Origin of the sequence: Pantoea sp. JKS000250, from assembly GCF_003201065.1 — a bacterium.
In the GTDB taxonomy this organism is placed as follows: Bacteria; Pseudomonadota; Gammaproteobacteria; order Enterobacterales; family Enterobacteriaceae; genus Pantoea; species Pantoea vagans.
Genome location: NZ_QICZ01000001.1, coordinates 786,221 through 800,488, shown reverse-complemented (window position 1 = coordinate 800,488; position 14,268 = coordinate 786,221). Strand labels below are relative to the sequence as shown.

The 14,268-nt window shown below is 57.3% G+C and carries 12 protein-coding genes; 8 read left to right on the top strand and 4 right to left on the bottom strand.

The features are described from left to right. Nucleotides 1–311: 311 nt before the first annotated feature. From BY447_RS04025 to BY447_RS04010, 4 genes are read left to right on the top strand one after another with little or no spacing between them, the layout of a single operon-like run. Nucleotides 312–1,208: an ABC transporter substrate-binding protein gene (locus tag BY447_RS04025; RefSeq protein WP_110330582.1), complete on the top strand. Its 897-nt coding sequence runs from the start codon at nt 312–314 to the stop codon at nt 1,206–1,208. Next, nucleotides 1,205–2,128: an amino acid ABC transporter permease gene (locus BY447_RS04020; RefSeq protein ID WP_013358396.1), complete on the top strand. Its 924-nt coding sequence runs from the start codon at nt 1,205–1,207 to the stop codon at nt 2,126–2,128. Before BY447_RS04025 ends, BY447_RS04020 begins: the two co-directional genes overlap by 4 nt. Then, nucleotides 2,121–2,882, top strand: a complete 762-nt coding sequence (locus tag BY447_RS04015) for an amino acid ABC transporter ATP-binding protein (RefSeq protein ID WP_013358395.1) — start codon at nt 2,121–2,123, stop codon at nt 2,880–2,882. Before BY447_RS04020 ends, BY447_RS04015 begins: the two co-directional genes overlap by 8 nt. A gap of 33 nt (nt 2,883–2,915) precedes the next feature. Next, a complete protein-coding gene (locus BY447_RS04010; protein WP_110330581.1) occupies nt 2,916–5,201 on the top strand; it encodes a molybdopterin-dependent oxidoreductase in 2,286 nt (761 codons plus the stop codon). 4 nt (nt 5,202–5,205) lie between these two features. Here the strand turns inward: BY447_RS04010 and BY447_RS04005 are convergent, their stop codons facing one another. The 3 genes from BY447_RS04005 to BY447_RS03995 are packed head-to-tail and all read right to left on the bottom strand — an operon-like array spanning nt 5,206 to nt 8,203. Next, nucleotides 5,206–6,510 carry an MmgE/PrpD family protein gene (locus BY447_RS04005; protein WP_110330580.1) on the bottom strand — a complete coding sequence of 435 codons (1,305 nt, stop codon included), beginning with the start codon at nt 6,508–6,510 and terminating at the stop codon, nt 5,206–5,208. Continuing rightward, complete coding sequence (locus tag BY447_RS04000) at nt 6,510–7,661, bottom strand: amidohydrolase (protein WP_110330579.1); 1,152 nt, start codon at nt 7,659–7,661, stop codon at nt 6,510–6,512. The genes BY447_RS04005 and BY447_RS04000 overlap by 1 nt, the downstream gene beginning before the upstream one ends. After that, entirely contained in the window at nt 7,658–8,203 is a 546-nt protein-coding gene (locus BY447_RS03995; protein WP_110330578.1) for a GNAT family N-acetyltransferase, read from the bottom strand. The genes BY447_RS04000 and BY447_RS03995 overlap by 4 nt, the downstream gene beginning before the upstream one ends. Nucleotides 8,204–8,458: 255 nt before the next feature. On the opposite strand from BY447_RS03995, the gene BY447_RS03990 reads away from it, so the two are divergent. From BY447_RS03990 to BY447_RS03975, 4 genes are all read left to right on the top strand, one after another. After that, on the top strand, nt 8,459–9,529 hold the full coding sequence (locus BY447_RS03990) for an iron-containing alcohol dehydrogenase family protein (RefSeq protein WP_110330577.1): 1,071 nt from the start codon (nt 8,459–8,461) through the stop codon (nt 9,527–9,529). Between the two features lie 45 nt (nt 9,530–9,574). Beyond that, the gene (locus tag BY447_RS03985; RefSeq protein ID WP_033783590.1) at nt 9,575–10,876 is read left to right on the top strand and encodes an LLM class flavin-dependent oxidoreductase; all 1,302 of its coding nucleotides are present in this window, start codon (nt 9,575–9,577) and stop codon (nt 10,874–10,876) included. Nucleotides 10,877–11,179: 303 nt separating this feature from the next. Next, nucleotides 11,180–11,347, top strand: coding sequence for a hypothetical protein (locus tag BY447_RS23630; RefSeq protein ID WP_376747949.1), 168 nt, complete (start codon nt 11,180–11,182; stop codon nt 11,345–11,347). 97 nt (nt 11,348–11,444) lie between these two features. After that, the gene (locus BY447_RS03975) at nt 11,445–11,846 is read left to right on the top strand and encodes a cell envelope integrity TolA C-terminal domain-containing protein (RefSeq protein WP_110330575.1); all 402 of its coding nucleotides are present in this window, start codon (nt 11,445–11,447) and stop codon (nt 11,844–11,846) included. Nucleotides 11,847–11,924: 78 nt separating this feature from the next. Here BY447_RS03975 and fhuE read toward each other — a convergent pair whose 3' ends face one another. Then, nucleotides 11,925–14,087, bottom strand: a complete 2,163-nt coding sequence (gene fhuE, locus BY447_RS03970) for a ferric-rhodotorulic acid/ferric-coprogen receptor FhuE (RefSeq protein WP_110330574.1) — start codon at nt 14,085–14,087, stop codon at nt 11,925–11,927. Nucleotides 14,088–14,268 lie beyond the last annotated feature (181 nt).

Genomic DNA, 14,268 nt, shown 5'->3' with positions numbered 1-14,268 from the left:
CGTTAACGAACCGCTCCGGAAATTACTATTATTTCGCCAGCGCCTGCAGACCTGCCCCATGTTCTTGCTCTGCAACATCTCACTCCCCGATTAAAAAGCGGAGAAAGCTCTCCATTGCCATATTCCGGCTAAATAATCCCGGTTTTAGCATTTGTGATCGCCGTCGGTCTTCACTGAGAATGACAACAGAACGTTACGAGGATGATAAAAGCACTGAAGCCCGCTGCTTCTCTGGCTTCCGGTGCTGACAACAGATCGCGATAACTTTTCCCTCTGGGGGGAACATTTTAACTATCAGGAGAAAGGTTCCAGTGAAATATATAAAAGGAATGACCCTTTTTGCCCTCGCGCTTAGTGCGCACGCCAGTTTTGCAGCCGAACCTTCAGTGCCTGCTGAAAGCAGCTTACATGTCAAAGCCGATCCGGCGCTGAAAAGCCTGATACCCGCGGATATCCTCAAGCGTGGCTATATTGTGGCGGGTACTAACCCGAACACGCCGCCCACAACCTTCTATAAAGAAGACAACAAAACGCTGGCTGGTCGGGAAATCGACATCATGAATGCGGTTGGTGAGCGTCTGGGCATCACCGTTCAGTGGCGCGACACCGGCGGCTTCGACAATATTATTCCTGGCCTGAAGACCGGACGTTACGACGTGGCGCTGTCAAACATCAATGCTACACCGACCCGCCTGAAACAGATCGACTTTGTCGGTTACTACAACGCCAGCCTGCTGGGCATTATTTCCCGCAAAGACGCTGATATCGCCCCCTTCAAATCCCTCAGCGATGTGTGTGGCAAAGAGGTGGGCGCCGGCTCTGGTACGACTCAGGTGACGCGGCTGGAAGAGGCCAGCAAAGCCTGTGAAGCCGCCGGTAAACAACCGATCAAGGTAGCGATATTCCCGGATCGTCCGGCGGGCGTGCAGGCCGTGGTCAGCGGTCGTGTTCCCTTGTTCCTCGGTCCTTATGAAGGGCTGTTGTGGCAGACCAAAGTGATCAAACCGCTGGCCATGAGCGGTGAAATCACCGTGAATGATGCACCGGTCTCTGTCGCGTTCCCGAAAGACTCGCCGCTGGAGCCAGCCGTACAGGCGGCACTGAATTCGTTAATCAAAGATGGCAGCTACCGGAAAATCCTCGATAACTGGGGAATCGGTTTTGGTGCCGTGACCGAAGCCCGACGCAACGAAGAGATCTTTAAATGAGAGAAACTCCGGACCACACCGACGACCTGAAAATCGTCGGTAAACGCTACTACGGACGCTGGCTGAGTGCGCTGGTGGTGCTGTTATGCGTGGTGGCGATGGCGCATTCGATGATTAACAATCCGCGCTTTGAATGGCAGGTGATTGCAGAGAACTTCACTGCGCCCTCCATTCTGCAGGGTGTGTTAATGACGCTGCAGCTCACGGCCATCTCGGTGGTGCTGGGATTCGCTTTTGGCACGGTGCTGGCGCTGATGCGCCTCTCTTCTAACCCGGTGCTGGTAGCGGTGAGCTGGGCGTACACCTGGTTTTTCCGCGGTGTGCCGATGCTGGTGCAGCTGTTTCTCTGGTACAACATCGCCGCGCTCTATCCCCGCATCGCGCTGTCGATCCCCGGATTGGGCGAACTCTGGAGCGCGCAGTCCAATGCGCTGGTGAGTCCGTTTAGCGCGGCGGTGATCGCGCTGGTGATGCATCAGTCTGCCTATGCCGCAGAAATCGTACGCGCTGGTATCCAGAGCGTGGGCAATGGACAGATTGAAGCGGCTCGCGCCCTGGGATATCGCCCGGCGCAGATTTTCCGTCACACCGTTTTACCGCAGGCGATGCGCGCCATTATGCCGCCAGCGGGCAATGAGATTATCGGCCAGCTGAAAACCACCGCAGTGGTGTCGGTGATCTCTCTGCAGGATGTGCTGTTTTCGGCGCAGATTATTTATCAGCGCACCTATGAAGTGATCCCGCTGCTGCTGGTCGCAACCTTGTGGTATTTGCTGATGACCTCCGTGCTCTCTGTCGGCCAGTACTATGTCGAACGCTATTTTGGTCGCGGTGTGACGCGGCGAGAAAAGCGCAGCCTGCTGTCATCACTACCGCGCTTTTCGCTGCCGAAAACGCAAAGGAGCGTGAGCAATGGCTGAAGCAATCGCACTGCGCAAAGTCACCAAGCGCTTCTCCGGTGTCACCATTCTCGACGAGGTTAATCTCGATATTCCTGCCGGATCGGTGACCGTAATCCTGGGGCCATCGGGTTCCGGTAAATCCACGCTGCTGCGCTGTATTAATCATCTTGAAAAGCTGGATGGCGGTACGATCCGCATCGGCGGCCAGATGGTGGGATACCGGCAAAAAGGCCAGGCGCTGCACGAACTCAGCAGCAGTGCCATTGCCCGCCAGCGGGCGGAAATAGGCATGGTGTTTCAGCAGTTCAACCTGTTTCCGCACCGCACCGTGCTGCAGAACATTACGGATGCACCGATGCGGGTAAAAAAGCAGAGCCGTCATCAGGCCACGACCAAAGCGCTGGCGCTGCTGAAGCAGGTGGGGCTGTCTGGCCGCGAAGATGAGTGGCCGCAGAACCTCTCCGGTGGTCAGCAGCAGCGGGTGGCCATTGCCCGCGCGCTGGCGATGGATCCCGGCGTCATGCTGTTTGATGAACCGACCTCGGCACTTGATCCGGAGCTGGTGGGGGAAGTGCTGCAGGTGATTAAGCAGCTGGCGCACTCCGGTATCACCATGGTGGTGGTCACGCATGAGATCGGCTTTGCCCGCGAAGTTGCCGACAACATCGTATTTATGGAGAGCGGCAGAATTGTGGCAGCGGGCCCGACGCAGCAGGTCCTTGACGATCCGGACAACGGACGTGTCAGAAACTTTATTGCAACGGTGCTTTAGGCACCGTTTCTTTTTTGATAATCAGGAACCAGCATGACCCAGAAACCGGTAATGCACAGCGCCCACTGGGGCGCTTTTCACGCCCAGCACAGGGACGATCAACTGCTGATTGAGCCGTTCCACCGCGATCCCGATCCCAGCCCGCTGTTGCAAAACTTCCGTCATGCACTCAATCATCCGGCGCGTGTCGCGCAGCCGATGATACGGCGTGGCTGGCTGGAAAACGGGCCAGGCCCGGATCAGCGTCGTGGTGCCGATGAGTATGTCGCGGTCAGCTGGGAAGAGGCCAGTCAGCGGGTGGCGCAGGAACTTAAGCGGGTTGGTGAAGCATACGGCCCGGAAGGCATCTTTGGCGGATCGTACGGCTGGTCAAGCGCAGGCCGTTTTCATCATGCGCAAAGCCAGGTGCACCGATTTCTGAACACCACGCTGGGCGGTTATGTCCGTTCGGTCAACAGCTACAGTTCCGGCGCGGCATCTGTCCTGCTGCCACACATTGTTGGTGACATGAACGAGATCGCCCGACGTGGCGTGAGCTGGGAGGAGATTGCCGCGCACAGCGAGGTGGTGCTGGCGTTTGGCGGCCTGGCGCTGAAAAATGCGCAGGTGGCCAGCGGCGGCCTGAGCGAACACACCGAGCGCGGTTTTATGCAGCGAGCGGCACAGCGCGGTACCCGGTTTATCTCAGTGAGCCCGCTGAAAAGCGATCTGCCTGAAGAGGCGCAGGGCGAGTGGCTGGCGCTGCGGCCCGGCACGGATGCGGCGTTTATGCTGGGTCTGCTGGCGGTGCTGATTGAGGAAGCGTTAACCGACGAGGCGTTTCTGGCGCGCTACTGTGTCGGCTGGCCGCAGATGGTCGCTTACATTCGCGGTGAAGAGGATGGCGTAGTCCGTGACGCGCACTGGGCCGCTGGGATCTGCGGCGTCACCAGCGATCTGATCGGTCAGTTTGCACGGCAGTTGCACGGTAAGCGGGTGCTGGTGACCGTGGCTCATGCTTTGCAGCGTGCCGAGCATGGCGAACAGCCGGTGTGGCTCGGCCTGGTGCTGGCGGCGGCGCTCGGACAGCCAGGGCTGCCCGGCGGTGGATATACTTATGCACTGGGTGCGTTGGGCCATTATGGTAAGCATCATAATCTGGTCAGCTTTCCGGCCCTGCCGCAGGGTAAAAATGGCATTGACCGCTTTATTCCGGTGGCGCGTATCGCCGACATGCTGCTCAATCCCGGCACAAAGTTTGACTACAATGGCCGCCAGCTGACCTATCCCCATATCCGTCTGGCTTACTGGGCGGGAGGCAATCCGTTCCACCATCATCAGGATCTGGCGCGGCTGCGTCAGGCTTTCTGCCAGCTGGATACGCTGATCGTGCATGAAAGCGCCTGGACCGCCACGGCGCGTCATGCGGATATTGTCCTGCCTGCCACCATGACGCTGGAACGTGAGGATATCGGCGGTGCGCCGACCGATCGCCATTTAATCGCCATGCAGCCGGTGGCTGCGCCTTACGCCGAAGCCCGGGATGATTATACGATTTTTCGTGACCTGGCCCGGCGGCTGGGCAGGGAAGCGGCATTCAGCGAAGGGCGTGATGCGCGTGGCTGGTTGCAGCATCTTTACGGCCAGCTGCAGGAAAGACTGGCCGCTCATCAGGTGCAGACACCTGATTTCAGTCAGTTCTGGCAGCAGGGCGTGCTGGAGCTGCCGCAGTTAAAGGATGGTGGCCGGATGATCAATGCGTTTCGGGCCGACCCCGACGCCGCGCCACTGCCGACGCCAGGCGGAAAAATTGAGATTTTCTCCGCTACTATCGCCAGCTTTGGCTATGAAAATTGCCCCGGCCATCCGGTATGGCGTGAACCGCAGCAAACACCCAGCGCCGACTATCCGTTCTGGCTGATTGCCAATCAGCCCGCGACGCGTCTGCACAGCCAGCTCGATTTTGGTGATTACAGCCAGCGCAGCAAGCGGGGCGGGCGCGAAGTCTGTAGCCTGAACCGGGACGATGCGGCAGCACAGGCGATCGCGGATGGCGACATCATCGAACTCTTTAACGCGCGCGGCCATGTGCTCGCCAGCGCGCGTCTCACGGATACCATCATGCCTGGCGTAGTTCAGCTGCCAACCGGTGCCTGGTACGATCCGGTCGAGCCCACTGCCGCCCGTCCGTTATGCCGCCACGGTAATCCCAATGTGCTGACCATGGATATCGGCACTTCGTCGCTGTCGCAGGGCTGCAGCGGCCAGATTACGGTAGTGCAGGTGCGGAAATTTGCCGGTGAGGTTACGCCGGTTCAGGCCTTCGTTCCGCCGCGCTAAGCCACTATCGGGTCAGCGCCCCGGTCAGCATCTGCAACTCTGCCGTGGAATGCAGCGCAGTGGCAGCAAGCAGTTCTGGCGACGCGTCACCCAGCGCCTGATGAAGCTTACTGCTGACATTCACGCCCTCCGCCAGCGACTGCTGGCGTGTACGGCGCTGATGCAGCGTTGTGCCATCCGCGAGCGTCAGCGTGACGACGTGAAAGCGCAGCGCGGGATTGAGCGCATCGGGCGGTGCACTCTGATCCGGCGTCCGCCGTACGCGGGCGGCCAGCGGCATAACCTGATGATTGAGATCGCCTTCCGCAAAATCCTGCAGACGCAAATCGCCATAAATCAGCATGGCGGCAATCACATATTCCAGGCTGAAGCGCGCTTCAATACCGTTAACCGGCACCCGTATCGAGGCGGCGATGTCACCGCCTGGCGGGAAGCCGACGGTGATATCAACAATCTGGCTCAGCAGCGCATCCAGCGGTTTACCCGCCGCCAGCCACTGCTGGCGCAGGCTGCGGGCCGCTTCTGCCGCACTATGCGTACCGGCGCAGGTCGGGAAGGGTTTGAATTCCAGTCCCGGCGAGCTAATCCGCCACGGGCTGCCCCAGTTTTCCAGTAATTTCTCCGGCTGTGCCTGGTCCGCGCTGCTGGCGGCAACAAAGGCTTCAATAACCCCCTGCTGGCGGCCATTGATTCCGGCCAGGGTCAGCTGAGCCGCTGTCACGGCCCGTTCTGCGGCAAAGCCCGCGTGCAGCGGTTTTACCGTCGAACCAAACTGGGCGCGTAAACCGCTGGCCTGGGTCGCCGCAATGCCCAGCAGGGTGGCCGTGGCATCACTCTTCATCCCCAGCAGACGCGCCAGCGCCGCCGCCGCCGCAAGGGTCCCCAGCGTCGCCGTGTTGTGATAGCCCAGTGCGTAATGTTGCTGGCTGACCGCCAGCCCCAGACGACCGGCCATCTCTACCCCCGTGACGTAAGCATCCAGAAATTGCTCCAGGCTTCTGGGCTGAACCCGTTGCCAGGCGAAAAGTGCAGGCAGGATCACCACGCTGGGATGACCGCGAAAATCGGCATGAAAGTCGTCGTAGTCCAGCGCATGTCCTGCATAGCCCAGCAGCAGCGCCTGTGAACGCACGCTGCCATCGCTGTAGAGGGTGCGCAGAGCCGGTAAGCCGCTATCTGGTACCGTGCCCTGCAGCACCGGCCAGCTCACCGCCAGGAAATCCCGAATGCCTTCGCGCGCGTGCTCATGTGCTGCGGCATCCGGCTGGCCGCTGAGAATCGCATCCGCCAGGGCGGCAGTCAGGCTCATTATGGCTGCTCCGGAGAAAGAAGTGCCGCCCGTGCAAGGTCGGCCAGATAGTGCGCCGTTGGCAGCAGCACCTCATCATTGATGCGAAAAGCAGGGTGATGCAGTGCATAGGGTTCACCGGTGCCCACCATCATAAAGGCACCGGGCAACTGTTGCTGATAGAAGGCAAAATCTTCACCAATCGGACTCGCCTCGACCACGCGTGCTTCCAGTCCGCTGTTCTCAGCCTGCTGCAAAGCAAAGTCCGCCCAGTGCGCATCATTTACTACCGATGGCGGCCCGGCGTGCCAGGTAAAGCTCACCTGCGCATCAAAGGCTGCCGCGATGCCCGCCACAATTGCCCGAAAGCGCTGCTCAAGACGCTGGCGGGTGGATGATGAAAACGAGCGCACCGTGCCCTCCAGCCATGCGCTGTCCGGGATGACGTTCCATGTGCTGCCGCTGTGGATCTGGGTGATAGAGACCACCGCGTTATCGGCAGAAGGAGCATTGCGGCTGATCAGCGTCTGCGCCGCCGAGACAATCTGTGCCGCGATGACAATCGGATCGTTGCCCTGATCGGGTTTTGCGGCATGGCTGCCGATACCGGTAATCGCAATGTCAAAACGGTCGACGGCGGCAGTGAGCGGCCCGGCTCTGGAACCGATGACGCCAGCAGGCAGTGAAGGATCGTTGTGGATACCGAAAATCGCCAGCGCGTCAGTCAATGCGCCGCTGGCAATCACCTCCGGCGCGCCCTGGCCGGTCTCTTCTGCGGCCTGAAACAGAATCCGTACCCGGCCTGGCAGGTTCGCTTCCTGCTGCCTGAGCAGGATCGCCGCGCCCAGTGCCGCTGCGCTGTGAAAATCATGACCGCAGGCGTGCATCACACCCGGACGCTGCGAGCGATAGCTGACGCCAGACTGCTCTTCAATCGGCAGCGCGTCGATATCGGCCCGCAGTACAATCAGCGGCCCCGCTGACGCCCCGATTTCCGCCACCAGGCCGGTTTTCAGCGGCAGATCGAGAATGCGTATCTGATGCTGTTCCAGCTGATCGCGCAGTCGGCGCGTGGTCTCAAACTCCTGATTCGACAGCTCCGGGAACTGGTGCAGTTCTTGACGGAAGGCGATCAGCGGTTCGCCTAATGTCGGGGGGATAGTGATGCTCATTGTGGGTTTCCTTGTGCTGCTGTCTGGCGGCTCAGCCAGGCATCGTGTGCCACCGGGTCCAGTACTTTCATCATATAGAGGGTGATATGACCCTTGCCGAGGTCGCGGGTATGCATTGGCTGAAAGCCGCGCTTCAGATACATCGCCTGCAGCCAGGGGTGACTGGTGGCGGTTCCCAGCGAGACCGCAGGAGCACGCAGCTGACCGATCAGAATCGCCTGTTTGACCCGTTCCAGCACCTGACGACCAAACTGCTGGCCGGGATAGTCAGGGTGCGCGCCGAACCAGCCAATATGCGGCAGACCAAACGGGCCGGGCAGCGGCCCCCAGGGATAGCGGACGGTCACTGACGAGACCATCTTCTCATCAGCATAGAGCGCATACACCCCATGGCTCTGCAGGTGGCGCAGAGCCATAGCACGGTCTGCGGTGGCGGCATCAAACTTAATGCCCAGCGCTTTCACCGGCGCATAGGCCGCATGCATCAGCGCCAGATAAACATCTGTTTCATCTTCTCTGACCTGACGAAAATCGAGTTGCATATTCTTTCCCGGAACACTGCCTGATAAGCAGTTAATTAATTCAGCCAGAGGGGCAGATTAACAGTAAAAAGCCGGGTCGCTATATGTGAAAAATAACTAACCTCATGCAGATTTGTGAATAAAAAATGGCCGGTTTTCAATTGCTTAAATTGCTGGTTGTCGTAGTATTTAAAAAAGAAATAACACTACCCACTCGTTAATAACTAAATGTAATTAAAGCCTTTTTGGCCTAATTCTTATAATCAGGATGCCGCTGTGTTAGCGATTACTTCTCCGCGAGCCTATGCACATGAGGCGGGCCTGCGTGCACGCGTCGGTGAGTTTATTAAACCCTACGCCAGCCATATCCGGATATTGACCTCGCCGCACGCGTGGCAGGCGGTTAATCCGGAATTAAGCCAGAGTCTTGAGGCATCGGGCATTCACTGGCAGCTGGACTATTTAGCGGGTGAATGTACTGAAGAGGCAATTGCCCGCGTAAAACAGCAAACCGAACAGCAGGGCGCAGAGTTGCTGCTGGCGATTGGCGGTGGACGGGTGCTGGATGCCGCTAAAGCCGCCGCCAGCCAGTTACCGGCACTTACGCTGGTTAACTTTGCTACTCAGGCAGCGACCTGTGCCGCCTGGTCACCGATTGCCATCATCTATAACGAAGCGGGCGGGCATCTGCGCAGCCAGCCGCTGGGCAAAATGCCGGAACTGTTGCTGGTGGACAGTGAGGTCATTGCCCGGAGCGACGTGCGCTTTCTGAAAGCGGGCATTGTGGATGCGCTGGCAAAATATTACGAATTCCGCCCTTACCAGCGGCATAACCCCGACGATCTGGCGCTGGATTTAAAGGTGATGACTGCGCGGCAGGCGGCAGATGTGTTTCAGCAATATGGCGAGGCCGCGATAGCCGCCTGCCAGCAGCAGCGGGTCACACCCGAACTGGTCAAAGTCATCGATGCCAGTATCGTGCTGGCCGGGCTGGCGAACAGCGTGCGCGACGTGCTGCCGACGGCAGGGCTGGCGCATGCCATCCATAATCGTCTGACCCACCAGCCGGAACTCCATCACTGGCTGCACGGCGAAAAAGTGGGCTTCAGCCTGCTGGTGCAGTCGCTGATTGAGCATGGCGGGGAGCCGGATGCAGAACTGCTGGCGCTGCTGCGCTATTACGGCATGCCACTAAAGCTTCCTGCATTGCCGGGCGATCGTGATACGGCGCTGCGTCACATCGCACAGCAAATTAAATTTCCCAAAGCCTGCGCAGAACGCCTGCCGTTTACCGTCTCTGCCAACACGCTGGAACAGGCCCTGCTGGCGACCGACACCCTTCTTTAAGCGTGCTGCGGCGCGCTTTTTCATCTTTCAGACCAGGAATCTTTTATGAACTCTGCAACTTCACCACGTCGCCTGCGGCTCGGCCTGTTTGTTCAACCTGTGGGTCAGCACGTCAGTGGCTGGCGTCTGACCGAACAACTGGGCGATCCCACCGATATTGACTGGCTGATCGCTCTGGCGAAAAAAGCCGAAGCGGGTAAGTTCGACCTCTTCTTTGTGGGTGATGCCCTGGCAACCAGCATGTATCGTCTGCCGTCCACCATGGCCCGTCTTGAACCTCTGACGATGCTGGCGGCGCTGGCAGTTAATACCCGGCGCATTGGCCTGGCCGCGACCGCCTCCACCACCTTCAGCGATCCCTTTACGCTGGCGCGCAGCTTCTCTTCGCTGGATCACATCAGCCGGGGCCGTGCCGCGTGGAACGTCGTGACCTCGTTTTCCACAGACGTTGCGCGTAACTTCAGCCGCAGCGACATGCCCGATCATGCTTCACGCTACGCCCGTGCGCGTGAATTCCTTGAGGTAGCCTGTAAACTGTGGGCGGGCTGGGAAGAGGGCGCCGTGCAGCCGGATAAAGCGACCGGAAACTATTTTGTTGATGAGAAGATCCAGCCGATTAATCATCAGGGTGAACATTTTCAGGTGCAGGGTCCACTGAATATCACCCGTTCGCCGCAGGGCCGTCCGGTGATTATCGAAGCGGGTTCATCGGCAGATGGTCAGAAGCTGGCGGCGGAGACGGCGGAAGTGATCTTTACCGCCTCTGCCAGTCTGGAGGAAGCGCAATCCTTCTATCGTGCGCAGAAGGCGCAGGTGGTGGCTGCCGGACGTAACCCGGATCAGGTGGTGATCATGCCTGGCGTCATGCCGATTATTGGCCGCACGCGCGAAGACGCTAAGGCGCTGTGGAAAGCGCTGAATACGCTGGTGGATATTGAGAATGGGCTGCGTCAGCTCTCACTGCGGTTCAGCATGGATCTCAGTCAGTATCCGCTGGATGGCCCGGTGCCGGAGGTGCCGCTGGGCGAAGGGAACCAGAGCCGCGTTAAGCTGATGACCGATATGGCAAAACGCGAAAACCTGACGCTGCGCGAACTGGCCGCCGTCGCCGCCGGTTCCCGCGGACACCGCGTGATTGTCGGTACGGCTGAAGATATCGCCGATGATTTCCAGCTGTGGCTGGAGCAGGGCGGTGCGGATGGCTTCAACATCATGCCCGCCATCATGCCGGAACAGCTCGATCTGTTTGTGGAACGGGTGATCCCGGAATTGCGCCGTCGCGGGCTGTTTCGTGAGGAGTATGAGTTTGCCACGCTGCGTCAGAATCTGGGGCTGGACGTGATTTAACAGCCGGGCTCACTCTCATCGCGTGGAATGTTGTCGCCTGTACCGCACGGAGTCTGCCAGAAGATGACGTGCGGTTAGTTTAACCAGCACGAAATCTGTATCGTGCCTCACGCTTTACCAAAACCGTTTTGCAAATCACTGCCTGCCCGATATAACAGACATTCACTCTTCTGACCGCGAGCGTACTGAATGTCAGACTACAGGTTCTATTCCAGAGGCAAACACACCGTTGCATTGAAAAGATCAGATGTAAACCGGGCTTCAGATCTGACAGAGCAGGGGTATAAAAAAGAGTTTGAGGAAGTGCGTGCATCAGATGAAACAGAGGCGCTGGCACGCTTCGCGGATATCCGCAGGAACCAGCGTATTGACCAGCACAACTTCCTGGCGGGCGCAGCGACCATGCCGCTGATTGGCGTGCTGACAGCCGTAGCTACTTTTCTCTTCTGGCGTAAAAGAGCAGGAAAGTAGGGCTATTCTGACACAGAGAATCAGGATTTAGCTATTCTGATTTCCCGCTTCACCAGGGCACAGATTCCGTCGCCTCTTCACTTAAAAGGATTTATCCATGAAAACGGTCATCGTTATTTTCTGCTGCATTCTGTCAGCTGGTTGTGCGCCTCTTACACCACATGAATGTATTAAAAAAAGCGCACTTGATAGTTGTAGTTATAAACGCTCAGGAAAAGTCAGCGACAAAGATATCTATGGCCAGCAGGCATCGGGTATTAAAAAATCACTGGATGACGCGCTGTCAGCGCCGCACGCCTGGAATGGGAAACGCTGTAATGTGCATCTGGATTTTAAAAAGGATGGCACTCTGGAGAACTTTATTATTAAAAGGGGCGATAAAGATTACTGCCAGGCATTAGCCGAGGCAGCAAAACGCGCCAGATTCCCGGCGTTTACCGATCAGCATGTTTTTGACGTAATGGGATCGGCGCGCTGGAATATGGAAGGGCAACCCTGACTCTCTTCTGTCCGGTTAAATCAGTCTACCAGACAGCCCGCAATTGCGGGCTGTCTGCTTTCTCAGCGACAGAATGTATCAGAACTGATACGAAACGCTGACGTTCACGTTGCGCGGCTCACCGTATACGTAACTGTTCATATAACTGTAGTACTCGCGGTCAAAAAGGTTATCGACGTTGGCCTGCACCGCGACCTGCTTATTCACCTGATAGCGGGCAAACAGTGAGGCCAGGGGATAACTGCCCTGATAAACTCTTACGCTGTCGCCGCTGGCATTGGTGACATCTTTAAACACCCGGTTCTGCCAGTTGACGCCGCCACCGACAGTCAGGTCGGGGATTGCGGCCAGCTGATAACGGGTAAAAAGCTTAAATGAGGTTTGTGGCTGATAGCTGTTAAAGCGGCCACTTTGGTCACGTGCCACATAGCGGGTTGCACCAAAGGTCAGTTGCAGATTATCAGTCAGCGCACCATTCAGTTCGAACTCGGCACCTTTACTCACGGCACCTTTCGCTGCGGCATAGGCCTGCTCACTGCCGCTCAGGTAGACGCCATCCAGTGCCTGACCGACGTTGTCCTGCTCGAGGCGGAAAATCGCCACGCTGGCCGTCAGCAGCCCATCGTTCCAGGCCGATTTAAGACCGGTTTCATAGCTTTTGCCGGTGACAGGCGAGAGGTAACTGCCATGGGTATCACGATATGTCTGCGGAAGGAAAATAGCGGTATAACTGCCATAAGCGGACCAGGTATCATTGATGTCATAGACCAGACCGGCATAAGGCGTGGTGTTGTTATTGGTCATCTCTCCGCTGCTGCCGTTCGTACTCCACTGGGTATAGCGTGCGCCAACGATGAGTGACAGCGGATCGGCCAGCGACAGACGTGCAGCGCTATACACCGATTTCTGACGAACCGTATCATCATCATTGAGATACCAGCCCTGCCATTCAGGTTCTGCTACGTTACCGTTCCAGTGATTATTGAAAATACCCATATCGGCAGTGGAGATTTCACGCGCCGCCACATCACTGAATCCATCCTGACTGTAGGCGGCATTGTGCTGGCGACTGTAGCTCGCACCCGCCATTAACAGGTGCTGACGGCCCAGCAGTTCAAAGGGTCCGCTGGCAAAACCATCTATGGAATCCATTTTACGCTTGCCGCGATCCATGCTGCCGTAACCGGTGGTCCCTTCACCGCTCTCCTGGTCGGGATTGCCCATCACATAGAGCAGCTTATCGCTGAAGGTGTTTTCGGCGTGCGTGCCGTTGATATGAATATTCCAGCCGTTATCAAAATTATGCTCAATGTCCGCAAAGACTTTACGCGAGTTGGTGTTGTAACGTGCCCAGTTGGCTGACGAATTCAGGCTCCGGTCGTAATGCGTGGTGGCATTATTGCTGTAAAACATTGGCAGGCCACCCCAGGTGGGATTTCCGGTATTGTCATCTTCATAGTCGTAACCCAATGATACTGTTGTCCTTTCAGTGAGATCGGCATCAATCACACCGTAAATGAATTTTTTGGTCTTCTGATAGCGGTCAAGCCAGCTCTGCTGGTCGGTATAGCCGGTCACCACACGACCGCGCAGACTGCCGTCGCCGTTCAGCGGAGAGGAGAGATCTGCTACATACCGCTGTTTATTCCAGCTGCCGTAGCTGGCACTCAGCGTGCCGGTGGCGGTTTTGCTGTCGGCATGTTTACGCACCATGTTGATTGAGGCCGAAGGGCTGCCCGCGCCGGTCATCAGCCCGGTTGCACCGCGCACGATCTCAATGCGGTCATAGATAGCCGTGTCGGACGCCGCATCGCCATAGTTCCACGTATCGTTGACCGACGTCGGAATGCCATCGAAGGTGAAGTTGCTGACCTTAAAGCCACGTGAATAGTATTCGGAGCGTTCACTGTCGATTAGATTGGTGGAGATACCGGTGGCATTGGTCAGCACATCATTAACGGATTGCAGATCCTGATCCTGCATCCGCTGCTGTGTCACCACGCTAAGGGATTGCGGTACATCTCGTGGTGTCAGCATCAATTTAGTGCCCGCGCGGGTGGTCTGGACTGCGTAATTCTCTTTATCGCTTTCACCGCTATCGGCGGGGCTCGCGCTGACGACCATATCCTGCGATGTTTCCGCTGCCGCCAGAGCGGGGTTGAGAAGAGCGTGTACCGCCAGTGCCAGCAACGAGAGGCTGAAAACGTTTTTACTTTCTGATTCCCTGCCACTACAAGCCATAAATTTCCCATTAAATGTTGGTAATGCGTTAAGCCATTACGTTTGATTGTTATTTTTCTCAGCCCATCACAGGAAGACAGATGTCGAATTCATTGTGAGAATGCCAATGATAATCATTTGCTTTATAAATTCTCTTCAAGATTCAAATCAAGATGTAACATTATATTAATTTGATATAAAT